Source organism: Streptomyces violaceoruber, from assembly GCF_033406955.1.
Taxonomy (GTDB): domain Bacteria; phylum Actinomycetota; class Actinomycetes; order Streptomycetales; family Streptomycetaceae; genus Streptomyces; species Streptomyces violaceoruber.
Window position 1 is genome coordinate 5,240,663 of the sequence record NZ_CP137734.1, and the last position, 26,689, is coordinate 5,267,351.

The following is a 26,689-nucleotide window of genomic DNA, read 5'->3' on the forward strand; positions in this document are numbered from 1 at the left end:
GTCGGTGCCACCGAGCTGTGGAGCACCGTGGAGGCGCGATGAAAGCCCGTGGCGGACGCTGGATCGAGTACTGGGATCCCGAGAACGAGACCTTCTGGAAGGAGACGGGACGGCGAACGGCCCGGCGGAACCTGTTCTTCTCCGTGCTCTCCGAGCACATCGGGTTCTCCGTCTGGACCCTGTGGTCCGTGCTGGTGCTCTTCATGGGCCCGGAGTACGGGCTGTCCCCGGCCGACAAGTTCCTGCTGACGTCCGTGGTGACCCTCGTCGGGGCCGTCGTACGGGTGCCGTACACCTTCGCCGTGGCCGTCTTCGGCGGGCGGAACTGGACGGTCGTCTCGGCGAGCATGCTGCTCGTGCCGACGCTCGCGGCCTTCGTCGTGATGGAGCCCGGGACGTCCTTCTCGACGTTCCTGCTGGTCGGGCTGCTGGCCGGGATCGGCGGCGGCAACTTCGCCTCCTCCATGACCAACATCAACGCCTTCTTCCCGCTCAGGGAGAAGGGCTGGGCGCTCGGCCTCAACGCCGGCGGCGGGAACGTCGGTGTGCCCGTCATCCAGCTCGTCGCGCTCGCGATCATCGGGGCGAGCGGCGGGCCCCGGGTGCTGCTCGGCATCTACATCCCGCTGATCCTCGTGGCCGCCGTCCTCGCCGCGCGCTTCATGGACAACCTCACCACGGTGAAGAACGACACCGGAGCGGCCAAGGACGCGGCCAGGGACGCCCACACCTGGATCATGTCGGTGCTGTACGTCGGCACCTTCGGTTCCTTCATCGGCTACAGCTTCGCCTTCGGACAGGTGCTGACCACCCAGTTCGGGCGGACACCGCTCCAGGCGGCCTACCTCACGTTCATCGGACCGCTGCTCGGCTCCCTCGTCCGTCCGCTGGGCGGCAGGCTCGCCGACCGGTACGGCGGTTCGAGGATCACCCTGTGGAACTTCGTCGCCATGGCCGCGGCCACCGCGGTCCTCGTCGTGGCCAGCATGGAGAGGTCGCTGGCGCTGTTCGTGACCGTGTTCGTGGCGCTGTTCGTGCTCAGTGGGCTCGGCAACGGCTCGACGTTCAAGATGATCCCGCACATCTTCCACTCCAAGGCGCTGGCCCGGGGGCTGACGGGAGAGGAGGCCGTGCTGCACGGGCGGCGGCTGTCGGGGGCGGCGATGGGGCTGATCGGCGCGGTGGGAGGCCTCGGGGGCGTCGGGATCAACCTCGCCTTCCGTCAGTCCTTCCTCTCCTCGGGTTCGGGCACCGGTGCCTTCGTCGCCTTCCTGGCCTGCTACGCCGTGTGCATCGCGGTGACCTGGTCGGTATACCTTCGCCGTCCCGCCGGGCGGAGCGGGACCGGGGCGGGACCGGCGGCGGAGGAGACGCGGCGCAGCTACGCCGAGGTGTGACGTAACACTGGTGACATGCGGCGGAACCGAGCCCGTCACGCACGGTTGACAGGCTCGGTCGCCACGTGACTGTGCACGTGGGCGTGAACGGATCGGAGCGCGGCGAGGATGGACGACGTAAGCGACGTAAGTGACGTAAGCGACCGGAGTGGCGCGGGTGGCGTGGGCGACGGGGCACGGCAGCCCGGCCACGGCCCGCTGGCCGGGTTCACCGTGGGCGTGACCGCCGCCCGCCGGGCCGACGAACTGGGCGCGCTGCTCGGGCGGCGCGGGGCCACCGTCCTGCACGCCCCGGCGCTGCGGATCGTGCCGCTGGCCGACGACGGCGAGCTGATGGCCGCGACCAAGCGGATCGTCGACCGGGCGCCGGACGTCGTCGTCGCCACCACCGCCATCGGGTTCCGGGGCTGGGTCGAGGCCGCCGACGGCTGGGGGCTCGGCGACGCCCTGCTGGAGCGGCTGCGCACGGTGGAACTGCTGGCGCGCGGGCCCAAGGTCAAGGGCGCGGTACGGGCCGCCGGACTGACCGAGCGGTGGTCACCCGCCTCGGAGTCCATGGCCGAGGTCCTGGACCGGCTCCTGGAGCAGGGCGTGGCGGGCCGCCGGATCGCCGTACAGCTGCACGGCGAGCCGCTGCCGGGGTTCGTGGAGGCGCTGCGGGAGGGCGGGGCCGAGGTGGTGGGCGTGCCCGTGTACCGGTGGCTGCCGCCGGAGGACCTCGGTCCGGTGGACCGGCTGCTGGACGCCGCGGTCTCGCGGGGCGTGGACGCCGTGACCTTCACCAGCGCGCCCGCCGCGGTGTCCCTGCTGGGCCGGGCCGAGGAGCGGGGCCTGCTGCCGGAGCTGCTCGCCGCCTTCGGGCACGACGTGCTGCCCGCCTGCGTCGGGCCGGTCACCGCGGTGCCGCTCCAGGCGCACGGCGTGGACACGGTCCAGCCCGAGCGCTTCCGGCTCGGGCCGCTCGTCCAGTTGCTGTGCCAGGAGCTGCCGGCCCGCGCCCGTGCCCTGCCCGTCGCCGGGCACCGGCTGGAGATCCGCGGACACGCGGTGCTCGTCGACGGGGAGCTGCGGACCGTGCCGCCCGCCGGCATGTCCCTGCTGCGCGCCCTCGCCCGGCGGCCCGGCTGGGTCGTGCCCCGCGCGGAGCTGCTGCGCGCCCTGCCGGGCACCGGCCGCGACGAACACGCCGTCGAGACGGCCATGGCCCGCCTGCGCACGTCCCTCGGCACCCCGAAGCTGATCCAGACGGTGGTCAAACGCGGCTACCGCCTCGCCCTGGACCCGGCCACGGACGCCAAGTACACGACCGACTGAGCCCCGTACGGCACGGCTGCTTCCAGGTCCGATGCGGTGCGGCGGCACGTGCGCCGGTCCCGGTGGCGTGGACCGGACGCGGGCGCGGGCGGTGATGCGCGGTGCGGGCCGCGCACGATACGGCCGCACCGCGAGCCCTGGCCCCCGGGCCGATCGGCAGCCGGCACCGCCTACGACACCGCGCCGGGTGCCCGCCGACCGCCCGTCCGCCGGCCGGCCGCCCACCGGCGAGGCACCCGTGACGCCCGGTGCTCAGTGGCCGATCGGGTTGGGGTGTGCCCTGGGGCGCCGTGGCGTCCGGGGCGCCGGGTCGCGTCGGTGGTCGCGTGTCGTCGGGCCCGCGGTCCCGGGAGGCTACGGGTGTCCTCGGTGCTCGGTGCTCGGTGCTCGGTGCTCGGTGCTCGGTGCTCGGTGGTCGGTCGGGTGGGGTGTGCCGTGGGGCGCCGTGGCGTCCGGGGCGCCGGGCGGTGTCGGTGGTCGCGTGTCGTCGGGCCTGCGGTTCCGGGAGGCTACGGGTGTCCTCGGTGCTCGGTGCTCGGTGCTCGGTGCTCGGTGCTCGGTGCTCGGTGCTCGGTGCCCGGTGCCCAGTGCCCGGTGGTCGGTGGCCGGTCGGGTGGGGTGTGCCGTGGGGCGCCGTGGCGTCCGGGGCGCCGGGTCGCGCCGGTGGTCGCGTGTTGTCGGGCCCGCGGTTCCGGGAGGCTACGGGTGTCCGTCGGTGCCCGGTGCCCGGTGGTCGGTGGCCGGTCGGCTGGGGGTCCGTGGGCCGCTGGGGTGTCCGGGGGGCCGGGCCGCGTCGGTGGTCGCGTGTTGTCGGGCCCGCGGTTCCGGGAGGCTACGGGTGTCCGTCGGTGCCCGGTGGTCAGTGGCCGGTCGGGTGGGGGGTGCCGTGGGGCGCCGTGGGCCGCTGGGGTGTCCGGGGCGCGGACCGCGCCGGTCGTCGTCCTCGTGTCGTCAGCCCCGCGGCCAGGCAGGCCGTCGCCAGCGTCGAGAGCACCGCGCGTACGACGTTCCAGGCCACCCACGGGTCCTCGAACCGCTCGCGCAATGCCGCCGGGTCGCCGGGGCGGGCCAGGGCGTCGTTGAGGGGGACGTTGCCGACCACGGTGACCAGGAACGCGAGCGCGTACGCCGCCGCGCCCGCCCAGATCCACCGGCGGCCCGGCAGCCCGCGCGACTGCCACCCCGCGAGGCCCGCGAGGGCGAGTGCGCCCATGAAGACCAGCAGGAACACCGGGTTCTGGATCACGCCGTTGATGTCGCGCATCACGTCGACGTACACCCGGTCCCCGCTGCGCGCCAGCGCCGGCATCACGGCGCAGGCGAAGACGTAGAAGGCCCCGGCCATCAGTCCCGCGGCGACCGTGGCCGCGACCAGTACTCCACCGGCGGCACGGGCCCGCCGTTCCCCGTTGATGTCTGTCATGCGTCCAGTCAACGGGCGCCGCGGCGCGCCCGACATGGCCCGGGCGCGCGGGCGCATACGCGAGCGTCCACGAGGGGGCGGTACGAGGGGTTCCGGGCGCGGGTGCGGGCAGGCACTGTAGAGGGGAGCGCTCCGCAAGCGGTCCGCGCGCGGTCTCCCTGCTCCCCTTTCCGGGCCCGTGCCTGAGCGGGCAAGCCCTAGGCGGTGACAGGAACATGGCACTGGGTACGGCCACCGACCCGTACGAGCTGCGGTTCGACACCGGGCGGATCAGTCTGGACCTCATCGCCACCACCCACCCCGCGGAACGCCTCGACTCCGTCGACGCCCTGCGCGCCTGGATCACCGGCTCCGGACTCGTCCCGCCCGGCACCCCGCTGGCCCACGCCGACCCGTCCTGGCTGACCGGCTTCCGCGAACTGCGCGGCGAGACCGCCCGCTTGGTGCGCGGCCACCCGGTACCCCACAGCCACCCCTACGCACTCGCCCTCGCCCGCGTCAACGAACTCGCCCTCGCCGCACCCCCCGCACCCCGTGCGGTCCCCGGCGAGGACGGCACGCTGGTGCGGGAGCTGACCGGGCCACCGCGGTGCGCCGCGCTGCTCGGGGCGCTGGCCCGGGACGTGGTGGAACTGCTCACCGACCCCGTCGCGCGGGCGAGCCTCAGGCAGTGCGCGGGCGACAACTGCCCCATCGTGTACGTGGACACCTCCCGCGGCCGCCGCCGGCGCTGGTGCTCCAGCGAGGTCTGCGGCAACCGCGAGCGCGTCGCCCGGCACCGCCGCCGCGTCGCGCTGTCCCGGTAGGTCCGCCCGCGTCCCCTTCGTACCGCGCCTTGGAGAAATCCCTCATCTCGTTTTGAACACGCCGCACTTCGCGTCCGTACCGAATGGGCGAGCGACCGACTGGGGGAACCCCCGGACATCGGAGGTGGGCGTGCGCAAGGATTCCGTCGTGGCCAATGAACGTGGTGCGAGGGCCCGACATCGCATGTCGCAGTCGTCCTCGGAACCCGACGAGGAGCTGATGCGCGCGCTGTACCGCGAGCACGCCGGCCCCTTGCTGGCCTACGTGCTGCGGCTGGTCGCGGGGGACCGCCAGCGCGCCGAGGACGTCGTCCAGGAGACGCTCATCCGTGCCTGGAAGAACGCCGGTCAGCTCAACCGTGCGACCGGATCGGTACGCCCCTGGCTGGTGACGGTCGCACGTCGCATCGTCATCGACGGCCACCGCAGCCGGCAGGCCCGGCCGCAGGAGGTCGATCCGTCGCCGCTGGAGGTCATCCCCGCGGAGGACGAGATCGACAAGGCGCTGTGGCTGATGACGCTGTCGGACGCGCTCGACGACCTGACCCCGGCCCACCGGGAGGTCCTCGTCGAGACGTACTTCAAGGGGCGTACCGTCAATGAGGCGGCGCAGACACTGGGCATACCCAGCGGAACCGTTCGCTCCCGGGTGTTCTACGCCCTGCGTTCGATGAAGCTGGCTCTGGAGGAGCGGGGGGTGACGGCGTGATGAGCGGCTACGGGGGAGTACAGGGATTCGGCCCGGGGGACACGGGTAACTCTGTCCCCATGCAGGGAACACCGGCGCCGAACGAGCACGAGACCGTCGGCGCCTATGCCCTCGGGATCCTCGACGACGCCGAGGCGACGGCCTTCGAGGCCCACCTCGCCACCTGCGAGTGGTGCGCCCAGCAGCTCGACGAGCTGGCCGGCATGGAGCCGATGATGGCGGCACTCGCGGACCTGCCGGGCACCGGCACGCCCGCCGTCGCCGAGTCGCTCACCGTGAAGCCCAGCGCACGGCTCTCGGAGAAGCTCGTCGACGAGGTCGCCGAACGCCGCGCGAGCAAACGCCGCCGCAACTTCTACCTGGTGGGCACCGCGGCCGCGCTGATCATCGGCGGCCCGTTCGCCGCGGTGGCGACCACGGGCGGCGGGGGCGGCGGCGGTGACGACGGCGGCGGCCGCAGGGCCGAGGCCACGCAGCAGGCCGCGAGTCCCGCCGAGTCCGCCTTCGCCGCCATGCCGGACCGGGTCACCGCCACCGACCCGGGCACGCAGGTCAGCGCGACCGTGGCCCTGGAGAAGAAGGCCTGGGGCACCGAAACGGTCCTGGAGCTGAAGAACCTCAAGGGCCCCCAGAAGTGCTCCCTGATCGCCGTCGGCAAGAACGGCGAGCGGGAGACGCTCACCTCCTGGTCGGTCCCCGACTGGGGGTACGGCATCCCGGGCGCCACCACCGAGAAGGCCAAGAAGCCGCTCTACGTGCACGGCGGCGCCGCCTTCGAACCCAACCAGATCTCCCACTTCGAGGTCATGACCTTCGACGGGAAGCGGCTCGTGGAGGTCGACGCGTAGCGCGGGCCGCAGGCGCGCCGTAGCTTCCCGGGCCCCCTTCGCGTATTTTTGACGGCTGCCCAGCACGTCAGAAGGGGGCCCGGTGGCCGCACAGGCTCAACAGGATTCAGCGGTCGACTCGGAGCACGAGCCCGTACGGAAGCACTCCGCACGGGAGGACTCCGTACGGGACCGAGAGATCGACGTGGAACAGGCGCACCTCGACCGGGTGTACCGCCGCCTCGAGGAGAAGATCCACGAGGCGGAGTTCCTCATGCACGACGCCGCGCAGCGCGGCCACGTCGGCACGCCCGGCGCCCTCGCCGAGCGCGACGCGCAGGTCTTCCGGGCCGGCATCCACCTCAACCGCCTGAACAACGAGTTCGAGGACTTCCTGTTCGGCCGCATCGACCTGCTCCTCGGCAAGGACGGCAAGAAGGGCCCGGACGGCGCGTACACGGCCGTCGAGCCCGCCGACGGCGCCCTCGGGCCCGACGGCACCGCAGACATCGCCGAGACCCTGCACATCGGCCGCATCGGGGTCCTGGACGAGGACTACGCGCCGCTGGTCATCGACTGGCGGGCGCCGGCCGCCGCCCCGTTCTACCGGTCCACGCCGGTCGACCCGGGCCGGGTCGTGCGCCGCCGGGTGATCCGCTCCAAGGGGCGGCGCGTCCTCGGCGTCGAGGACGACCTGATGCGGCCCGAGATCACGGCCCGGCTGGACGGCGAGGAGCTGGCCGTCGTCGGCGACGGCGCCCTGATGGCCGCCCTCGGCCAGGCCCGTACCCACTCCATGCGGGACATCGTGGCCTCCATCCAGGCCGAGCAGGACCGGGTGATCCGCGCCCCCGCCGCCTCAGTGACCTACGTCGAGGGCGGCCCCGGCACCGGCAAGACCGCCGTCGCGCTGCACCGGGCGGCGTACCTGCTCTACCAGGACCGGCGCCGGTACGCGGGCGGCATCCTGATCGTCTCGCCGACGCCGCTGCTCGTGGCGTACACCGAGGGCGTGCTGCCCTCGCTGGGCGAGGAGGGGCAGGTCGCCATCCGCGCGATCGGTTCGCTGGCCGACGACGCGGCGGGCGCCGAGGCCACGCTGTACGACTCCCCGGCCACCGCACGCGCCAAGGGTTCCGCCCGCATGCTCCGGGTCCTGCGCAGGGCCGCGCGCGGAGCGCTGGAGCCGGCCGACTCGCCGACGCTGCTCAGGGTCGTCGCCTTCGGCCGCCGCCTCGAACTGGAGGCCGAGGAGCTGGCCGGCATCCGCCGCACCGTCCTCGGCGGCACCGCGCCCGTCAACCTGCTGCGTCCGCGCGCCCGCCGGCTGCTCCTGGACGCCCTGTGGGAGAAGTCGGGCGCCGGAGCCCGGCACAGCGATCCCGAGCTGGCCGCCGAGCTGCGCTCCTCCTTCGACGAGGACGTCAGCTCCGAGGACTCCTTCACCGGCTTCCTGGACGCCTGGTGGCCGGAGCTGACCCCGGGCGCCGTGCTGGCCGCCATGGCGGACGAGCGCCGCCTGGGCCGCTGGGCCCGGCGCGTGCTGAACCCGGGCGAGGTCCGCAAGGTGGCCCGTTCGCTGCGGCGCGAGGGCCACTCCGTGCACGACATCGCCCTGCTCGACGAACTCCAGGCGATCGTCGGCACCCCGGCCCGCCCCCGCAAGCGGCGCGAGCAGGACCCGCTGGACCAGCTCACCGGCCTGGACGAGCTGATGCCGCAGCGCGAGGAGACCCAGTGGGAGCGCGCCGAGCGCCTCGCCCAGGAGCGCACCGAGTACGCGCACGTCATCGTCGACGAGGCGCAGGACCTCACCCCCATGCAGTGGCGGATGGTCGGCCGCCGCGGCCGGCACGCCACCTGGACGGTCGTCGGCGACCCGGCCCAGTCCTCCTGGTCCGACCCCGACGAGGCGGCCGCCGCCCGTGACGAGGCCCTCGGCAGCCGCCCGCGCCGCCGCTTCGAGCTGACCGTGAACTACCGCAACCCGGCCGAGATCGCCGAGCTGGCGGCGAAGGTCCTGGCGCTGGCCATGCCCGGCTCCACGTCCCCGTCGGCCGTACGCTCGACCGGCGTCGAACCGCGCTTCGCGGTGGTGGAGGAGTCCCTCGCCCGCACGGTCCGCGCGGAGGCGGCCCGGCTGCTCGGCCTCGTCGACGGCACCGTCGGCGTCGTGGTCGCCATGAACCGGCGCGAGGAGGCCCGGCGCTGGCTGGCCGGGCTCGGCGACCGCGTGGTGGCGCTGGGCAGCCTGGAGGCCAAGGGCCTGGAGTACGACGCCACGGTCGTGGTCTCCCCGGCCGAGATCGCCGACGAGTCGCCCGCCGGACTGCGCGTGCTGTACGTCGCCCTGACCCGGGCCACCCAGCAGCTGACGGTCGTCTCCGGCGAACGGGACGAGCCGGACGCCTCGGGGGTGCCGGACCTGCTGCGCGACTGAGCGCCGGGCCGGGGAGCGGCCGCAGACGTGCGGAAGGCCCGCGCCGTGCGACGGCGCGGGCCTTCCGCTCTCGTTCAAGTGGCACCGACCCGCCATGCTCGCCTCGCGGCAAGTGGTCGCTCGTAGCGACGAAGGTTGGGCCCGGGGGCTTGGATCGAGCCGGTGCCACGTCCAAGGTAACAAACGATCCCCGCAAGACAATTCCCGTCCCGCGGGTTCCTTCGGCGATCGGGCCGCCATCGTGCCGCGTCGCCGTCCGAGTCTGCCGACGGGCCTTCCCCCGACGGGCCACTTCTCGTATGGTGGAAGTCGTTTTCCGAAATCGGAGCGAACAAAAAGTTCGCAATCCGGGGCGGCTACCGCGTACCCAGTGGTAGGTGCGACGATCGGACGGCACAACCCAGTTACACGGTGAAAGCAGAGGAAGTCGGCCATGGCAACGGCGCCCAGCGTCTCCTACTCGATGACGGTCCGACTGGAGGTGCCCGCCGGCGGAACCGCCGTCTCGCAGCTCACCACGGCGGTGGAGTCCGCCGGCGGCTCGGTCACCGGCCTCGACGTCACGGCCTCGGGCCACGACAAGCTCCGCATCGACGTCACCATCGCGGCCGGCTCGACCGCCCACGCCGACGAGATCGTGGAGCAGCTGCGGGGCATCGAGGGCGTCAGCCTGGGCAAGGTCTCGGACCGTACCTTCCTCATGCACCTCGGCGGCAAGATCGAGATGCAGTCCAAGCACCCCATCCGCAACCGCGACGACCTGTCCATGGTCTACACGCCCGGCGTGGCGCGGGTATGCATGGCGATCGCCGAGAACCCCGAGGACGCCCGCCGCCTCACCATCAAGCGCAACTCCGTCGCGGTCGTGACCGACGGCTCCGCCGTGCTGGGCCTGGGCAACATCGGCCCGAAGGCCGCGCTGCCGGTGATGGAGGGCAAAGCGGCCCTGTTCAAGCGGTTCGCCGGGATCGACGCCTGGCCGATCTGCCTGGACACCCAGGACACCGACGCGATCGTCGAGATCGTCAAGGCCATCGCCCCGGGCTTCGCCGGCATCAACCTGGAGGACATCTCGGCGCCCCGCTGCTTCGAGATCGAGGCCCGGCTGCGCGAGGCCCTGGACATCCCCGTCTTCCACGACGACCAGCACGGCACCGCCATCGTCGTCCTCGCCGCGCTGACCAACGCCCTGCGCGTGGTGGGCAAGGGCATCGAGAACGTACGGGTCGTCATGTCCGGCGCCGGCGCGGCCGGTACGGCCATCCTCAAGCTGCTGCTCGCCGCCGGGGTCAAGAACGCCGTCGTCGCCGACATCCACGGCGTCGTGCACACGGGCCGCGCGGACCTGGTGGACGCCGCGCCCGAGTCGGCCCTGCGCTGGATCGCCGACAACACCAACCCCGAGGGCCTCACCGGCACCCTCAAGGAGGCCGTGCACGGCGCCGACGTCTTCATCGGCGTCTCCGCCCCCAACGTCCTGGACGGCGAGGACGTGGCCGCCATGGCCGACGGCGCGATCGTGTTCGCGCTCGCGAACCCCGACCCCGAGGTGGACCCGGCGATCGCCCGGGAGACGGCCGCGGTCGTCGCCACCGGCCGCTCGGACTTCCCGAACCAGATCAACAACGTGCTGGTCTTCCCGGGCGTCTTCCGCGGCCTGCTGGACGCCCAGTCCCGCACCGTCAACACCGAGATGATGCTTGCGGCCGCACACGCCCTCGCGAACGTGGTGACCGAGGACGAGATCAACCCGAACTACATCATCCCCAGCGTCTTCAACGACAAGGTCGCCGGTGCCGTCGCGGGCGCCGTGCGGGACGCGGCGAAGGCCGCCGGAGTGGTGGCGTAGTTCCCCCCGCCGGGGGAAGGCGGCCTGTGGCGTGGTGGTGAGGATCACCACGGCGGGCCGCCGCTCCGGCGCGTCGCGGGATGTCGGGCTTCGGATCGCCCTCTAGGGTTGCGCAAGGCTCAGGCCCTCTCGGCGTGTGACTCCCAAGGGTGTTCTCACGACTCCTGGGGGTGCCGGATTGGCTTTACCGCCGCAGGTGGAGGCAGGATGCCTCCCTGGGCGCGAGGGTCTGACGACCGACCCGGGTCCGGGGAATGTCAGAGGGCCCTGGCAGCATCGGCATCGCTGTGCCCAACATGCGGCTCCGCCGCGTGGCACGCCTCAACGGCAAGAAGAACACGGGAGTAACAACATGAACCGCAGTGAGCTGGTGGCCGCGCTGGCCGACCGCGCCGAGGTGACCCGCAAGGACGCCGACGCCGTGCTGGCCGCCTTCGCCGAGGTTGTCGGCGACATCGTCTCCAAGGGCGACGAGAAGGTCACCATCCCCGGCTTCCTGACTTTCGAGCGCACCCACCGTGCCGCTCGCACCGCCCGCAACCCGCAGACCGGCGAGCCGATCCAGATTCCGGCCGGCTACAGCGTCAAGGTCTCCGCGGGCTCCAAGCTCAAGGAAGCCGCCAAGGGCAAGTAGGCGCTCCGCTTGGAGTGCCGGGGACTGCGCGGATCGTTCGTTCGGGACGCGGTCGTTTCGCGGCTGCGGGTCGTTCGTGGCTGGTCGCGCAGTTCCCCGCGCCCCCTTGGGGCGCACCTCGCAATGCCGATGGGGCGGTCACCCGGGATCGGGTGACCGCCCCATCGGCGTGTCTGCGGGAGCGTCAGCCCAGGGCCTTGCCCGGGAGTTCCACCTTCGCGCCCAGCTCGACGAGCTTGTCCATGAAGTTCTCGTAGCCGCGGTTGATCAGGTCGATGCCGTGGACCCGGGAGGTGCCCTGGGCCGCAAGGGCGGCGATCAGGTACGAGAAGCCGCCGCGCAGGTCGGGGATGACCAGGTCGGCGCCCTCCAGTTTGGTCGGTCCGGAGACGACGGCCGAGTGCAGGAAGTTGCGCTGGCCGAAGCGGCAGTCGGAACCGCCGAGGCACTCGCGGTAGAGCTGGATGTGGGCGCCCATCTGGTTGAGCGCCGAGGTGAAGCCCAGCCGGGACTCGTAGACCGTCTCGTGGACGATGGACAGCCCCGTGGCCTGGGTCAGCGCCACCACCAGGGGCTGCTGCCAGTCGGTCTGGAAGCCGGGGTGCACGTCCGTCTCCAGGGCGATGGACTTCAGCCGGCCGCCCGGGTGCCAGAAGCGGATGCCCTCGTCGTCGATCTCGAACGCGCCGCCCACCTTCCGGAAGGTGTTCAGGAACGTCATCATCGAGCGCTGCTGGGCCCCGCGGACATAGACGTTGCCCTCGGTGGCCAGGGCCGCGGAGGCCCAGGAGGCGGCCTCCAGGCGGTCCGAGAGGGCACGGTGGGTGTAGCCGCCCAGCTCGTCCACGCCGGTGACGCGGATCGTGCGGTCGGTGTCCATGGCGATGATCGCGCCCATTTTCTGCAGGACGCAGATCAGGTCCTCGATCTCCGGTTCCACCGCCGCGTTGGACAGCTCCGTGACGCCCTCGGCGAGCACGGCGGTCAGCAGCACCTGCTCGGTCGCGCCGACGGAGGGGTACGGCAGGTTGATCTTCGTACCGCGCAGCCGCTGCGGAGCCTCCAGGTACTGGCCGTCCGCCCGCTTCTCGATCTTCGCGCCGAACTGCCGCAGCACGTCGAAGTGGAAGTCGATGGGCCGGCCGCCGATGTCGCAGCCGCCCAGGCCCGGGATGAAGGCGTGCCCGAGGCGGTGCAGCAGCGGGCCGCAGAACAGGATCGGGATGCGCGACGAGCCCGCGTGGGCATCGATGTCGGCGACGTTCGCGCTCTCCACGTGGGTCGGGTCGAGCACCAGCTCGCCGGGCTCCTCGCCCGGACGGACGGTCACCCCGTGCAGTTGCAGCAGTCCGCGTACGACCCGCACGTCGCGGATGTCCGGCACGTTGCGCAGCCGGCTCGGCGCGCTGCCCAGCAGGGCGGCCACCATCGCCTTCGGCACGAGGTTCTTCGCACCGCGGACCCGGATCTCGCCCTCCAGCGGGGTTCCGCCGTGGACAAGCAGTACGTCATCAGCGCCGTTGACGGTCATGAATCTCGCGTTCCGTGGTGTTGGGCAGGGGCCAGAAGGGAAAGGGTAATCGTCTTGTACCCCCCATCCATGCGCCTCCGCACGGTCCGGCAACGTCATGGATTTGTCACAACACGCCGTGTTCACCGGCGCGTACGGGGGGTCACGATCGAAGGGCGTGCGCGGGTGCGTGTTCACTCCCGTGCCTCCGATTGCCTCCCCACCGGAGGGGAACATGCGGGATCATGTCTGGCATGACCGAGGTGTCCTCGCTCACGGGGCGACTGCTCGTGGCAACGCCCGCCCTGGCGGACCCGAACTTCGAGCGTGCGGTGGTGCTCCTCCTCGACCACGACGAGGAGGGCTCCCTCGGTGTCGTCCTCAACCGTCCCACGCCCGTCGACGTGGGCGACATCCTGGAGGACTGGGCGGACCTGGCCGGTGAGCCGGGCGTCGTCTTCCAGGGCGGCCCGGTGTCCCTGGACTCGGCCCTCGGCGTCGCCGTCGTCCCCGGCGGGGCGTCGGGCGAGCGGGCGCCGCTGGGCTGGCGCCGGGTGCACGGCGCGATCGGTCTGGTCGACCTGGAGGCGCCGCCGGAGCTGCTGGCGCCCGCCGTGGGCGCCCTGCGGATCTTCGCCGGGTACGCGGGCTGGGGGCCCGGCCAGCTGGAGGACGAGCTGACCGAGGGCGCCTGGTACGTGGTCGAGTCCGAGCCCGGTGACGTCTCCTCGCCGTTCCCCGAGAGACTCTGGCGCGAGGTGCTGCGCCGCCAGCGGGGCGACCTGGCGATGGTGGCGACCTATCCGGACGACCCTTCGCTCAACTGAAGCGTGTGAGCTTCAGTACCCTTGGCCGTTATGAGCACTCTCGAGCCCGAGCGCGGGACAGGTACGGGAACCCTCGTCGAGCCGACGCCGCAGACGTCCCACGGCGACGGCGATCACGAGCGCTTCGCGCATTACGTCCAGAAGGACAAGATCATGGCGAGTGCCCTCGACGGCACCCCCGTCGTGGCGCTGTGCGGCAAGGTCTGGGTACCGGGCCGCGACCCGAAGAAGTACCCCGTCTGCCCCATGTGCAAGGAGATCTACGAGTCCATGAGCGGCGGCGGGGACGAGGGCAAGGGCGGCGACAAGAAGTAGGCGCCGGGCGCCGGGAAGCGGCGCCGCCTGCCCGTACAGACCTCTCAGATCTTCCCGAAGGCCCCCGGAGTGTGCCCGCGCGCACTCCGGGGGCCTTCGTGCGTCGGGGCTGATTAACAAAGAGGTTTACGAATTGGTTCAGACCTCTTGTGGACAGGTTCATGTCTCCCTACGCTCCTGGGTGTTGTGCAGAGCGAAACCGTCATTGCATATGTTGCAACGCACGCCCGGAGGAAAGACTCCATGAAGCTCGCCCCCCGTCTCGCCGTACTGCTGGCCGCGGCCGTCGTCGCCGCGACGGCCTGCGCACCCCAGGCGTCCGACAACTCCTCCTCCGGCAAGGACGAGAAGAGCGGCACCCTGCGCGTCTGGCTGTTCCAGGAGGTCAACAACAAGCCGAAGGAGAAGGTCGTCGACGCGGCCCTCGCCGACTTCGAGAAGGCGCACGCGGACACGAAGGTCACCGTGGAGTACATCCCGGTCGAGACCCGCGCCCAGCGCATCAAGGCCGCCTTCAACGACCCGAAGAGCGCCCCCGACGTCGTCGAGTTCGGCAACACCGACACCGCCGGTTACGTGAAGGACGGCGGACTCGCGGACATATCCGAGGAGTTCGCGGCCTGGGACGAGGCCAAGGACGCCGACTCCACCGCCCGCCAGTCGGTCACCGTGGACGGAAAGGTCTACGGCGCCCCCTACTTCGTCGGCGTCCGCGCCCTCTACTACCGCACCGACGTCTTCGACGAACTCGGCCTCAAGGCCCCCAGGACGCTGGCCGAACTGGCGTCCACCGCCAAGCGGGTCCGGGCCGCGAAGCCCGACCTCTACGGCCTCGCGGTCGGCGGCGCCTACACCTACGGCGCGATGCCGTTCATCTGGGCCAACGGCGGTGACATCGCCACCGGCAAGGGCGGCTCCTACGCCTCCGCCATCGACAGCGCCGCCGCCCAGAAGGGCATCAAGGCGTACACGTCCCTGTTCGGGGACGCCAACTGCCCCGCCGCCAAGTGCGCCGGCATGACCGGCAACGACACCGTCACCGCCTTCGCCTCCGGAAAGGCGGCCATGGCCATCGGCGGCGACTTCAGCCACCAGGCCATGGAGGCCGGTGCGGTGAAGGGCAAGTACGCGGTGGTGCCGCTGCCCGGCGTCGAGCCCGGCTCCATCGCCCCCGCCTTCGCGGGCGGCAACAACATCGGCGTCCTGAAGAGCACCTCGCACCGCACCCTCGCCGTCGACCTGATGAAGCGGCTCGCGTCCAAGAAGGCGCAGGGCGAACTGTTCGACGCGATGGGCTTCCTGCCGACCTTCACGGACGTACGGCAGCAGGTGGCGGCCAGGGAACCGTTCGTGAAGCCGTTCGTCGACACGCTCGCCGCGGGCACGAAGTTCGTCCCGGCGTCTCCCGCGTGGGCGACGATCGACTCCTCGCTGGTGCTGCCGACGATGTTCCAGGAGGTGGTCAGCGGCAAGAAGGACGTGGGCGCTGCCGCTGGGGACGCGGCTCGGAAGATGGACGACGCGTTCGGCTCCGCCGGATGACGGGTTCGCCTATGAGCTCGGGGGGCGTGGTGCGTGGGCGGGTGCGGGATCGTCGTGGTTCCTCGCGCCGTTCCCCGCGCCCCTTCGGGCGCTCCTCTGCTACCCCCTGGATATATCTCGCCCCCGCTCTTGTCGTCCTTGGGGGGCTGCTGGTCTACCCCGTTTACCAGCTTGGGTTGATCTCCTTTCTGGAGTACACGCAGGCTCAGGTCAGTGGTGGGGAGCCGGCGACCTTCCAGGGGTTCGGGAACTATGCCGAGCTGTTCGGGGACGGGGAGTTCTGGCGGGTGCTGCTCGCCACCGTCGTGTTCGCGGCCGCCTGTGTGGTCTCCACGCTGGCCGTCGGATGCGCGCTCGCCGTGCTGCTGACGCGGGTGCGGGCCGTGCCGCGGCTGGCGTTGATGCTGGCGGGGCTGGGCGCGTGGGCGACCCCGGCGGTCACCGGGTCGACGGTCTGGCTGCTGCTGTTCGACCCGGACTTCGGGCCCGTCAACCGGATGCTGGGCCTCGGCGACCACTCCTGGACGTACGGGCGGTACAGCGCCTTCCTGCTCGTGCTGCTCGAAGTGGTCTGGTGCTCCTTCCCGTTCGTCATGGTGACCGTCTACGCCGGGATCCGGGCCGTACCGTCCGAGGTGCTGGAGGCCGCCGCGCTGGACGGGGCCTCGCAGTGGCGGATCTGGCGCTCGGTGCTCGCGCCGATGCTCCGGCCGATCCTGGTGGTCGTCACCATCCAGTCGGTCATCTGGGACTTCAAGGTCTTCACCCAGATCTACGTCATGACCAACGGCGGCGGCATCGCCGGCCAGAACATGGTCCTGAACGTCTACGCCTACCAGAAGGCCTTCGCGTCCTCGCAGTACAGCCTCGGCTCCGCGATCGGCGTGGTCATGCTGCTGATCCTGCTCGCGGTGACGCTGGTCTACCTGCGGCTGCTGCGCCGCCAGGGGGAGGAGCTGTGAATCTTCTGCGTGCGCGCGTGCGCCGTCCGTGGCGGCTCGCGGCCGAGGTGTCCGCGCTGCTGATCGCGGTGGTCGTCGCCTTCCCGCTGTACTGGATGGTGCTGAGCGCCTTCAAGCCGGCCGGGGAGATCGAGTCGAGCGAGCCCCGGCCCTGGACGCTGACCCCCTCGCTGGACTCCTTCCGGCGGGTGTTCGAACAGCAGGAATTCGGCCGCTACTTTCTCAACAGCCTGATCGTGGCGGGTTCCGTGGTGATCGCCTCGGCGTTGATCGCGTTCCTCGCGGCGACCGCGGTGACGCGTTTCCGGTTCCGATTCCGGACCACCCTGCTGATCATGTTCCTGGTGGCCCAGATGGTGCCCGTGGAGGCGCTCACGATCCCGCTGTTCTTCCTCATGCGGGACTTCGGCCAGCTGAACACGCTGGGCTCGCTGATCCTGCCCCACATCGCCTTCTCGCTGCCCTTCGCGATCTGGATGCTGCGGGGCTTCGTGAAAGCGGTGCCGGAGGCCCTGGAGGAGGCCGCCTACATCGACGGGGCGAGCCGGACGCGCTTTCTGTGGCAGATCCTTTTCCCGCTGGTCCTGCCGGGTCTTGTGGCCACCAGCGTCTTCTCCTTCATCTCGACCTGGAACGACTTCCTGTTCGCCAAGTCGTTCATCATCAGTGACACCTCCCAGTCGACGCTGCCGATGGCGCTGCTGGTCTTCTACAAGCCGGACGATCCCGACTGGGGCGGCGTCATGGCCGCCTCCACGGTGATGACGATTCCGGTGCTGGTCTTCTTCGTACTCGTACAACGACGACTCGTCTCCGGCCTCGGCGGAGCGGTAAAGGACTGACAACGTGACGGACCTGACGGACCTGACGGACGTGACGGATGCGACCGACGTGATTCCCCGGCCGCGGCACGCGGTGGCCCAGGACGCCTGCTTCGACCTCGGCCCCGACACCCGGCTGGTGGCCGACGAGGGCGCCGGGCACACCGAGCGCTGGCTGCGCGCCACCCTGGGCGCGGCCACCGGCCTGCCGCTGGCGCCCGGCGAGGGGGGCGGCGGCGCCGTCCGGCTGTCCCTCGACGGGGCACTCGCCGACGAGGGCTACCGCCTCAACATCGCACCCGACGGCGTACGGCTCACCGGCGGCGGTCCCGCCGGACTCTTCTGGGGCGCCCAGACCCTGCGCCAGCTGCTCGGACCGGACGCCTTCCGGCGCGCCCCGCTGCCCGGCCGCCGGTGGCGGCTGCCGCTGGGCCGCATCGAGGACGCGCCCCGCTTCGGCTGGCGCGGACTGATGCTGGACGTCTCGCGGCACTTCATGCCGAAGGACGGCGTCCTGCGCCAGCTGGACCTGATGGCCGCCCACAAACTCAACGTCCTGCACTTCCACCTGACGGACGACCAGGGCTGGCGCATCGAGATCAAACGCCACCCGAAGCTCACCGGAACCGGCTCCTGGCGCTCCCGGACGAAATTCGGTCACCGGGCCTCGCCGCTGTGGGAGGACAAACCCCACGGCGGCTACTACACGCAGGAGGACATCCGGGAGATCGTCGCCTACGCGGCCGCGCGGCACATCACCGTCGTCCCCGAAATCGACGTGCCCGGACACTCGCAGGCGGCCATCGCGGCGTATCCGGAACTCGGCAACACCGATGTGATCGACACCACCGCGCTCTCCGTCTGGGACACCTGGGGCGTATCCCCGAACGTCCTCGCCCCCACCGAGAACACGCTGCGCTTCTACGAGGGCGTGTTCGAGGAACTCCTGGAGCTTTTCCCCTCCGAGTTCGTCCACATCGGTGGCGACGAATGCCCCAAGGACCAGTGGCGGGCCTCGGCCACCGCGCAGGCGCGGATGGCGGAACTCGGCCTCGCCGACGAGGACGAACTCCAGTCCTGGTTCATCCAGCACTTCGACACCTGGCTCGCCGGACGCGGACGCCGGCTCATCGGCTGGGACGAGATCCTGGAGGGCGGACTCGCCAAGGGCGCGGCCGTCTCCTCCTGGCGCGGTTACGCGGGCGGGATCGCCGCCGCGCGCGCGGGCCACGACGTCGTGATGTGCCCCGAGCAGCAGGTGTACCTGAACTTCCGGGAGGACGACGGCGAGGACGAGCCCGTGCCGATCGCCTTCGTGCGCACCCTGGAGGACGTCTACCGGTTCGAGCCGGTTCCGGCGGAACTGACCCCGGAGGAGTCCGGACACGTGATCGGCACCCAGGCGAACCTGTGGACCGAGGTGACGGAGAACCAGGAGCGGGTGGACTACCAGCTCTTCCCGCGGCTCGCCGCGTTCGCCGAGGTCGCCTGGAGTGCCCTGCCCGCCCCGGCCGACCGGGACTACGCCGCCTTCGAGCGGCGGATGGCCACCCACTACCGGCGGCTCGACGCCCTGGGCGTCGCCTACCGTCCGCCGGCCGGTCCGCGGCCCTGGCAGCGGCGGCCCGGTGTGCTCGGCCGCCCGATGGACGGGCCGCCGCCGAACAAGTAAGAGAAACGCCCCTAAACGTCACCGAAGAGTGGCAACTCGCGCGCATCGCATGTAACTCCGATCATCGGAGATCCCATGCGAAAACGGACCATCTAGCCGACGAGGCGGGCGAATGCCTCCTAGCGGACCCCTGCGTTCGGGCCCTGCGAAGATGTGCCAGAGTTGCCACGTCCACCCTGTCAGGTCGTACCGTACGGCCACATGGGCGGGACCAGGTGGGACAGCGGGAAGGGGCAGTCGGTTTGACCACGCACGCACCGCAGGCGGCGCAGGCCGTCACGCTGCCCACGACACTGGACGAGGCCGTGGCGGCGCTCACCGCGCTGCCCGCGGCCGTTCCGGTCGCGGGCGGCACCGACCTGATGGCGGCCGTCAACTCCGGGCAGCTCAGGCCCGCCGCGCTGGTGGGCCTCGGCCGGATCAGCGAGATCCGCGGCTGGCAGTACCAGGACGGGCACGCGCTGCTGGGCGCGGGCCTCACCCATGCCCGCATGGGCCGCCCCGACTTCGCCGCGCTCATCCCGGCGCTCGCCGCCGCCGCGCGCGCCGCCGGACCGCCGCAGATCCGCAACGCCGGCACCCTCGGCGGCAACATCGCCTCGGCCGCCCCCACCGGGGACGCGCTGCCGGTGCTGGCCGCGCTGGAGGCGACGCTGATCATCGCGGGCCCGGACGGGGCCCGCCGGGAGATGCCGGTCTCGCACCTGCTGGCGGGCATGGAGATGCTCCGCGCGGGAGAACTCATCGGCTACGTGCGCGTGCCGCTGCTGCACGCGCCCCAGGTCTTCCTGAAGGCGACCGGCCGCACCGGACCCGGCCGGGCCACGGCCTCCGTGGCGCTGGTCCTGGATCCGGCCAGGCGCGGTGTGCGGTGCGCGGTGGGCGCCATCGCGCCGATGCCCCTGCGGCCCCTGGAGGCCGAGCAGTGGGTGGCCTCGCTCATCGACTGGGACAACGGCCGGGCCGTCGTGCCCGAGGCGCTGCACGGCTTCGGCGAGTACGTCGCCGCGGCCTGCATCCCCGACGCGGTCCCGGACGAGGACGGCTCCGTGCCGCAACTTCCGCCCGCCGTACTGCACCTGCGGCGCACCGTCGCCGCGCTGGCCCGACGAGCACTGGGGAGGGCCCTGTCGTGACCGACGACCAGCACGGCGACCCGCACGGCGATCAGCACGGCCAGGGCACCCCCCCGGGCGGCAGCCGCTGGGACCCGCTGCCCCAGGGCGACTACGACGACGGCGCCACCGCCTTCGTGAAGCTGCCCGAGGGCGGCGTGGATGCGCTCCTCGCCTCCTCCGACAGTCCGCTCGCCGCGCCCGGACACGGCTACGTGCCGCCCCAGATCACGGTCGCGCCCGCCACCACCGCCGGCACCGACCCCGCCGCCACCGGCTCCTGGGCGGCGCCGTCGGCACCGTCCGCGCCCGTGGACGGCACCCAGTGGCAGGTCCCGGACGCCGGTCAGGACCCCGCCGCCCACCAGGGGTACGGGGGGTACCCGGCCCAGCAGGACCCGTACGGCGGGGCCGCGCCCTACGACGTGCACGCCGGGCAGGGCGCCCCCGGGCACGACGACCGGTTCGCCTACCAGCCGGGTCCCACCGGACAGTGGGACTTCTCCCAGGCCGCGCAGGCCGCCCAGGCGTCCCGGGCCGAGGCGGACGCCGCGGCGGCCCGGCAGGCGTCCGGCCAGGACGTGACCGGGCAGTGGTCCATCCCCGTCGCCGACGGCGACCTGCCGGACGAGTCGGGCGAGTTCACCACGTCGTCCCTGGCCGAGCAGTGGGGCACCGGTGCCCCGGCCACCCTCCCCGGCGGCGCTCCCGCGCCCTGGGCGACGCAGCCGGCCGGGCAGCCGTGGGGCGAGGACGCGCCGCGGCCCGGACCGGCCGGACCGGCCGACGAGGAGCGACCCGCCGCGAGCGGGCACGCATACGGCTCCACCGCGACCGGGCACGGGGAAGGGCACGGCGCCGACGCGGGCCACCGTGCCGACGCCGACCTGAGCGGGTACGGACCCGGCCACGATTCCGGCGCCGACGCGGGCCATGGCCCCGACGCCGCCGTCGGCCCGCACGGGCCGAGCCCGTCCGCGCCCGGGGCCGGCCCCGTCCCGCACGCGCACGGACCTGGCTCCACCGCGAACGGACCCGGGGAAGGGCACGGGCCCGGACCGGCCGCGTCGGTGCACGGGCACGACCCCGCCGTGAGCCCGGACGGGCCCCGCCCCGCCGACGGTTCGTACGCCCACGCGCCCGGTGTCGACACCGAGTCCGCGGCCGGAGCAGCCGGGGCCGGTCCCGGCGTACGGGCGCCCGACGGGGCCCCCGAGGGAAGCGGGACCGCCACCGACGGGCCCCGTGGGGCCGAGGAGGCCCCTGAGGGCCCGGCAGGGCGTTCCGCGGGCCCCCGCGAGGAGGCGAGGGCCGGATCCCGTCCGGAGGCCGCTGAAGGCCCCGTGACGGACCGGGCGCCGACCGCCGGCCGGGAGCGCGCGCCCGAGCCCGCCGGGGAACACGGGCAGGCGCCCGAGGGAGAGCCGCGGCCCGAGTCCCCGGCCGCCCCCCAGGGCGTCCCGGCCGACGCGTCCGGCCGGGCGGACTCGCCCGATCCGGCTGATCCGATCGATCCGACCGACCCGACCGGTCGGGGGAGCGACGCGGCGGACGCCGGGAGCGGCGCGGACGGCCCCGAGGCCGCCACCGACGGCGTCCCCGACGCCGCCCAGGAGCCGTCGGCGCCCGCCGGGCCGCAGGACGAGCACCCCCTCGCCTCCTACGTGCTGCGCGTCAACGGCGCCGACCGCCCCGTCACCGACGCCTGGATCGGCGAGTCGCTGCTGTACGTGCTGCGCGAGCGGCTCGGCCTCGCGGGCGCCAAGGACGGCTGCTCACAGGGCGAGTGCGGCGCCTGCAACGTCCAGGTCGACGGGCGGCTCGTCGCCTCCTGCCTGGTCCCGTCCGTGACCGCGGCCGGCAGCGAGGTGCGCACCGTCGAGGGCCTGGCCACCGACGGACGGCCCTCGGACGTGCAGCGGGCGCTCGCCCGCCGCGGCGCCGTCCAGTGCGGCTTCTGCGTGCCCGGCATGGCGATGACCGTGCACAACCTCCTGGAGGGCAATCCGGCCCCGACCGAGCTGGAGGCCCGCCAGGCCCTGTGCGGCAACCTGTGCCGCTGCTCCGGCTACCGGGGCGTCCTGGAGGCGGTCCAGGAGGTCGTCGCCGAACGCGAGGCGCACGCCGACGCCGACGCGCAGGCCGGACCGGACCCCGAGGAGCCCCGCATCCCGCACCAGGCCGGTCCCGGCGCGGGCGGCGTCAACCCGGCGGCGTTCGAGGCACAGCCACCGCCGGGTGCGCAGGACGCGACCGGAGCGCACGACCGGCCGCCCTACGGCGACCACGGAGACCACGGCACCCACGGCCGGGACGGAGGCCACGCGTGAGCAACGACGCCGCGACTGCGGAGGCCGAGGGGACCGCCGAGGCGGCGACCCCCGTTTCCGACCCGATCCCGCACGGCCTCGGCGCGTCCCTGCCGCCCGCCGACGCCCGCGCCAAGACCGAGGGCACCTTCCCGTACGCCGCCGACCTGTGGGCCGAGGGCCTGCTGTGGGCCGCCGTGCTGCGCTCACCGCACCCGCGCGCCCGCATCGTGTCCATCGACACCACCCACGCGCGCGAGATGCCCGGCGTACGGGCGGTCGTCACGCACGAGGACGTGCCCGGCAGCCCGCTGCACGGCCGCGGTGGCCAGGCCGACCGTCCGGTGTTCGCCTCCGAGGCCGTACGCCACCACGGCGAGCCGCTCGCCGCCGTCGCCGCCGACCACCCGGACACCGCGCGGATGGCCGCCGCCGCCGTCATCGTCGAGTACGAGCTGCTCGACCCCGTCACCGACCCGGAGCAGGCCTTCGAGGCCGAGCCGCTGCACCCCGACGGCAACCTGATCCGGCACATCCCGCTGCGCCACGGCGACCCGGACGCGGCCGGCGAGATCGTCGTCGAGGGCCTGTACCGCATCGGCCGCCAGGACCCGGCCCCCATAGGAGCCGAGGCGGGTCTGGCCGTACCGCGCCCCGACGGCGGCGTGGAGCTGTACCTGGCCTCCACCGACCCGCACGGCGACCGCGACATCGCCGCCGCCTGCTACGGCCTGTCGCCCGAACAGGTGAAGATCGTCGTCACCGGGGTGCCGGGCGCCACCGCCGACCGCGAGGACCAGGGCTTCCAGCTGCCGCTGGGACTGCTGGCGCTGAAGACCGGCTGTCCGGTGAAGCTGACCGCCACGCGCGAGGAGTCCTTCCTCGGGCACACCCACCGCCACCCCACCCTCCTGCGCTACCGCCACCACGCGGACGCCGAGGGCCGGATCGTAAAGGTCGAGGCGCAGATCCTGCTCGACGCGGGCGCCTACGCCGACACCTCCTCCGACGCCCTGGCGGCCGCGGTGGCCTTCGCCTGCGGCCCGTACGTCGTGCCGAACGCCTTCATCGAGGGCTGGGCGGTGCGCACCAACAACCCGCCCTCCGGCCATGTGCGCGGCGAGGGCGCGATGCAGGTCTGCGCCGCGTACGAGGCGCAGATGGACAAGGTCGCCAAGAAGCTCGGCCTCGACCCGGCCGAGGTGCGGCTGCGCAACGTCCTGGCCACCGGCGACGTGCTCCCCACCGGCCAGACGGTCACCTGCCCGGCACCGGTCGCCGAACTCCTCCAGGCGGTCCGCGACTTCCCGCTCCCCGCGCTGCCCAAGGACACGCCCGAGGACGAGTGGCTGCTGCCCGGCGGCCCCGAGGGAGCGGGCGAACCGGGCGCGGTGCGCCGGGGCGTGGGCTACGGCATCGGCATGGTGCACATGCTCGGCGCCGAGGGCGCGGACGAGGTCTCCACGGCCACCGTGAAGGTCCAGGGCGGCGTGGCCACGGTGCTGTGCGCGGCCGTCGAGACCGGCCAGGGTTTCACCACCCTGGCCCGGCAGATCGTGCAGGACACCCTCGGCGTCGACGAGGTGCAGGTGGCGCCCGTCGACACCGACCAGCCCCCGGCAGGCCCGGGCTGCCGCGGCCGGCACACGTGGGTGTCGGGCGGCGCGGTGGAACGGGCGGCCAAGATGGTCCGCACCCAGCTCCTCCAGCCGCTGGCCCATCAGTTCGGGATGTCCACGGAGCTGCTCCAGATCGCCGACGGCAAGATCACCTCCTACGACGGCGTGCTGTCGACGACGGTCACCGAGGCGCTGGACGGCAAGGAACTGTGGGCCACCGCCCAGTGCCGCCCGCACCCCACCGAGCCGCTCGACGAGGCCGGGCAGGGTGACGCGTTCGTCGGCATGGCCTTCTGCGCGATCCGCGCGGTGGTCGACGTCGACATCGAGATCGGCTCGGTACGCGTGGTGGAACTGGCCGTCGCCCAGGACGTCGGCCGCGTCCTGAACCCGGCCCAGCTGACCGCCCGCATCGAGGCGGGCGTCACCCAGGGCGTCGGCATCGCGCTCACGGAGAACCTCCGCACCCCCCGCGGCCTGATCCGCCACCCCGACCTGACCGGCTACGCCCTGCCGACCGCGCTGGACGCCCCGGACATCCGGATCGTGAAGCTCGTCGAGGAGCGTGACGTGGTCGCGCCCTTCGGCGCCAAGGCCGTCAGCGCCGTTCCGGTGGTGGCCTCCCCGGCGGCCGTCGCCTCCGCGGTGCGCGCGGCCACCGGACGCCCGGTGAACCGGCTCCCGATCCGCCCGCAGGCCGCGGTGGCCACCGGTCACTGAACGGCGGCCGAGCCGCCCGCGCGCATGAGGCAACGAGTGCGTCCCCCCACGCGTCCTACGAGGTGAACGGGGTCATGCGCGGGCGCGTTGTCAGTGGTGGCGCGTAGTCTCCGAAGGAGCGCGAACGGCAGCCGCCGGCACGCGGACGGCCACACTTTCTCGGGGGAGACGATGCACGCGGTCACCGGTGGTACGACGATCACGCGGGGCGCGGCGGCGGACGTCCGGACGGCGGTTCCCTCGCTGGTGACCCGGGTCCGCCTCGCCACGACGGTGGAGGACCCGGCCCGGACCCGCGACGCCGCCCGGCGGCCCCAGGCGAGCGGCGAGCGGCCGTCGCTGTGGAACACGTCCACCCTGATGAGCTGTCTGCTCCTGGCGGTGAGCCACCGCGCGGAGCCGGGCACCTCCCGGGACCTGCCGCCCCGCTTCCTGGACCGGGAGTTCGGCCGGCACCGGGTGACGCGCTTCGAGGACATCGACTTCCCGAGGACCCTCACCCACGAGCCCACCCGCCGCTTCCTGCGCGAGACGGGCCTGCCCGAGGACGCCCGCCCCTTCCGGCTGGACGCGGACGACCTGCCGCTGCCGACGCTCGCGGAGTACTGCGAGGAGCACCCGGACCAGCCCGCCCCGCCCGGCGCGGACCACCTCGTACGCCTGGGACGCCTCGCGGACGGCGCCCACGTCGCCGTCGACGGCACGACGGGCGCCGTCCTGACGTGGCGGACACCCGACGGCACCCTCCACCCCCTGGTGTCGGACGTCTCCGCCCTCGCCCTCACCCTCTGGGCACTGCGCCGGGCCGGGCGGTTGGAGACGTCGGCCGGCGGTGGCCCGGACTACCGGGAGGCCGCCGCGGGGCGCGCCTTGTAGAAGGACTCCTCCAGGTAGGCGGCCTCGTGCGGCTGGTAGGGCTCCTCCAGGTAGGCGGCCTCGTCCTCGTCGAGTCCGACGTCCACCGCGGCGATCGCGTCGGCCAGCTGGGCCGGTTTGGTGACCCCGACGATGGGCGAGGTCACCACCGGGTTGCGCATGACCCAGGCCAGGGCGACCTGGGCCGGGGACAGACCCCGCCTGCCCGCGATCTCCCGGACGCGCTCGGCCACCGCCTGGTCCTCGTCGCGGTAGAGGATCCTGCCGCCCTCGTCGGTCCCGGCACGGGCCGTGGCGGTGTCCCGGGCCCGCGTCAGCCTGCCCCGCGCCAGCGGGCTCCACGGGATCACGCCGATGCCCTGGTCGGCGCAGAGCGGAAGCATCTCCCGCTCCGCCTCCCGGTGGATGAGGTTGTAGTGGTCCTGCATCGACACGAACCGGGTCCAGCCGTTCAGGTCGGCCAGGTACAGGGCCTTGGCGAACTGCCAGGCGTACATGGAGGAGGCTCCGAGGTAGCGGACCTTCCCGGACTTGACCACGTCGTGCAGCGCCTCGAGGGTTTCCTCGATCGGGGTGTCGTAGTCCCAGCGGTGGATCTGGTACAGGTCGATGTAGTCCGTGCCCAGTCGCTTCAGGGAGGCGTCGAGCTCGGCGAAGATCGCCTTGCGGGACAGCCCGGCGCCGTTCGGGCCGGGGCGCATCCGCATCCAGACCTTGGTGGAGAGGACGACCTCCTCGCGCCGGGCGAAGTCCTTGACCGCCTGGCCGACGATCTCCTCGCTGCTTCCGGCGCTGTACCCGTTGGCCGTGTCGAGGAAGTTGACGCCGCCCTCGAGGGCCTGCCTGATGATGTCCCGGCTGGGGTCCGCGCCCAGGGACCAGGGCTCGCCGCCCCGATCCGGCTCGCCGAAGCCCATGCAGCCGAGGGCGATGGCGGAGACTTCCAGTCCGGTTGTTCCGAGTCTGATGTATCGCACGCCTCGGAACCTACGAGTTGAAGTG

General features: G+C 72.8%; 21 protein-coding genes. 18 read left to right on the top strand and 3 right to left on the bottom strand.

Features of this window, described 5'->3' with window-relative positions:
- Positions 1 to 38: 38 nt before the first annotated feature.
- On the top strand, positions 39 to 1,397 hold the full coding sequence (locus R2E43_RS23395) for a NarK family nitrate/nitrite MFS transporter (RefSeq protein WP_011028683.1): 1,359 nt from the start codon (positions 39 to 41) through the stop codon (positions 1,395 to 1,397).
- A 108-nt stretch (positions 1,398 to 1,505) separates the two neighbouring features.
- Positions 1,506 to 2,711: a uroporphyrinogen-III synthase gene (locus tag R2E43_RS23400; protein ID WP_079021203.1), complete on the top strand. Its 1,206-nt coding sequence runs from the start codon at positions 1,506 to 1,508 to the stop codon at positions 2,709 to 2,711.
- 859 nt (positions 2,712 to 3,570) lie between these two features.
- On the opposite strand, the gene R2E43_RS23405 is transcribed toward R2E43_RS23400, so the two are convergent.
- A complete protein-coding gene (locus tag R2E43_RS23405) occupies positions 3,571 to 4,134 on the bottom strand; it encodes an anthrone oxygenase family protein (protein ID WP_259332667.1) in 564 nt (187 codons plus the stop codon).
- 215 nt (positions 4,135 to 4,349) lie between these two features.
- Between R2E43_RS23405 and R2E43_RS23410 the strand changes: the two genes are divergently transcribed.
- From R2E43_RS23410 to R2E43_RS23435, 6 genes are all read left to right on the top strand, one after another.
- Complete coding sequence (locus tag R2E43_RS23410; protein WP_003975856.1) at positions 4,350 to 4,940, top strand: CGNR zinc finger domain-containing protein; 591 nt, start codon at positions 4,350 to 4,352, stop codon at positions 4,938 to 4,940.
- A gap of 184 nt (positions 4,941 to 5,124) precedes the next feature.
- A complete protein-coding gene (locus tag R2E43_RS23415) occupies positions 5,125 to 5,649 on the top strand; it encodes a sigma-70 family RNA polymerase sigma factor (RefSeq protein ID WP_007450155.1) in 525 nt (174 codons plus the stop codon).
- A gap of 59 nt (positions 5,650 to 5,708) precedes the next feature.
- Positions 5,709 to 6,497 (top strand): anti-sigma U factor RsuA, encoded by a 789-nt coding sequence (rsuA, locus tag R2E43_RS23420; RefSeq protein ID WP_003975858.1) that lies wholly within the window; start codon positions 5,709 to 5,711, stop codon positions 6,495 to 6,497.
- An 82-nt stretch (positions 6,498 to 6,579) separates the two neighbouring features.
- Entirely contained in the window at positions 6,580 to 8,916 is a 2,337-nt protein-coding gene (locus tag R2E43_RS23425) for a HelD family protein (RefSeq protein ID WP_003975859.1), read from the top strand.
- A gap of 433 nt (positions 8,917 to 9,349) precedes the next feature.
- A complete protein-coding gene (locus R2E43_RS23430) occupies positions 9,350 to 10,765 on the top strand; it encodes an NAD-dependent malic enzyme (protein WP_003975860.1) in 1,416 nt (471 codons plus the stop codon).
- A gap of 352 nt (positions 10,766 to 11,117) precedes the next feature.
- Positions 11,118 to 11,399 (top strand): HU family DNA-binding protein, encoded by a 282-nt coding sequence (locus tag R2E43_RS23435; RefSeq protein WP_003950507.1) that lies wholly within the window; start codon positions 11,118 to 11,120, stop codon positions 11,397 to 11,399.
- A gap of 184 nt (positions 11,400 to 11,583) precedes the next feature.
- Here the strand turns inward: R2E43_RS23435 and murA are convergent, their stop codons facing one another.
- Positions 11,584 to 12,930, bottom strand: coding sequence for a UDP-N-acetylglucosamine 1-carboxyvinyltransferase (murA, locus tag R2E43_RS23440; protein ID WP_003975861.1), 1,347 nt, complete (start codon positions 12,928 to 12,930; stop codon positions 11,584 to 11,586).
- Positions 12,931 to 13,163: 233 nt separating this feature from the next.
- Here murA and R2E43_RS23445 point away from each other — a divergent pair, with 233 nt between their 5' ends.
- The 10 genes from R2E43_RS23445 (at position 13,164) to R2E43_RS23490 (ending at position 25,687) form a co-directional block, all read left to right on the top strand.
- Positions 13,164 to 13,736, top strand: a complete 573-nt coding sequence (locus R2E43_RS23445) for a YqgE/AlgH family protein (RefSeq protein WP_030865482.1) — start codon at positions 13,164 to 13,166, stop codon at positions 13,734 to 13,736.
- A gap of 30 nt (positions 13,737 to 13,766) precedes the next feature.
- Positions 13,767 to 14,051, top strand: a complete 285-nt coding sequence (locus R2E43_RS23450) for a DUF3039 domain-containing protein (RefSeq protein WP_030402030.1) — start codon at positions 13,767 to 13,769, stop codon at positions 14,049 to 14,051.
- A gap of 243 nt (positions 14,052 to 14,294) precedes the next feature.
- Entirely contained in the window at positions 14,295 to 15,593 is a 1,299-nt protein-coding gene (locus R2E43_RS23455) for an extracellular solute-binding protein (protein WP_003975864.1), read from the top strand.
- Positions 15,590 to 16,555, top strand: coding sequence for a carbohydrate ABC transporter permease (locus R2E43_RS23460; protein ID WP_003975865.1), 966 nt, complete (start codon positions 15,590 to 15,592; stop codon positions 16,553 to 16,555). The genes R2E43_RS23455 and R2E43_RS23460 overlap by 4 nt, the downstream gene beginning before the upstream one ends.
- Positions 16,552 to 17,397 carry a carbohydrate ABC transporter permease gene (locus R2E43_RS23465; RefSeq protein WP_011028676.1) on the top strand — a complete coding sequence of 282 codons (846 nt, stop codon included), beginning with the start codon at positions 16,552 to 16,554 and terminating at the stop codon, positions 17,395 to 17,397. The genes R2E43_RS23460 and R2E43_RS23465 overlap by 4 nt, the downstream gene beginning before the upstream one ends.
- A gap of 13 nt (positions 17,398 to 17,410) precedes the next feature.
- A complete protein-coding gene (locus R2E43_RS23470; protein ID WP_332057129.1) occupies positions 17,411 to 19,048 on the top strand; it encodes a beta-N-acetylhexosaminidase in 1,638 nt (545 codons plus the stop codon).
- A 242-nt stretch (positions 19,049 to 19,290) separates the two neighbouring features.
- Positions 19,291 to 20,184 carry an FAD binding domain-containing protein gene (locus R2E43_RS23475; RefSeq protein WP_030865474.1) on the top strand — a complete coding sequence of 298 codons (894 nt, stop codon included), beginning with the start codon at positions 19,291 to 19,293 and terminating at the stop codon, positions 20,182 to 20,184.
- Positions 20,181 to 22,493: a (2Fe-2S)-binding protein gene (locus tag R2E43_RS23480; RefSeq protein WP_332056534.1), complete on the top strand. Its 2,313-nt coding sequence runs from the start codon at positions 20,181 to 20,183 to the stop codon at positions 22,491 to 22,493. Before R2E43_RS23475 ends, R2E43_RS23480 begins: the two co-directional genes overlap by 4 nt.
- Entirely contained in the window at positions 22,490 to 24,811 is a 2,322-nt protein-coding gene (locus tag R2E43_RS23485) for a xanthine dehydrogenase family protein molybdopterin-binding subunit (RefSeq protein ID WP_003975870.1), read from the top strand. Before R2E43_RS23480 ends, R2E43_RS23485 begins: the two co-directional genes overlap by 4 nt.
- 171 nt (positions 24,812 to 24,982) lie before the next feature.
- Positions 24,983 to 25,687 carry an SUKH-4 family immunity protein gene (locus R2E43_RS23490; RefSeq protein ID WP_016326346.1) on the top strand — a complete coding sequence of 235 codons (705 nt, stop codon included), beginning with the start codon at positions 24,983 to 24,985 and terminating at the stop codon, positions 25,685 to 25,687.
- Here the strand turns inward: R2E43_RS23490 and R2E43_RS23495 are convergent.
- On the bottom strand, positions 25,654 to 26,664 hold the full coding sequence (locus R2E43_RS23495) for an aldo/keto reductase (RefSeq protein WP_003975872.1): 1,011 nt from the start codon (positions 26,662 to 26,664) through the stop codon (positions 25,654 to 25,656). The genes R2E43_RS23490 and R2E43_RS23495 overlap by 34 nt on opposite strands.
- Between the last annotated feature and the right edge of the window lie 25 nt (positions 26,665 to 26,689).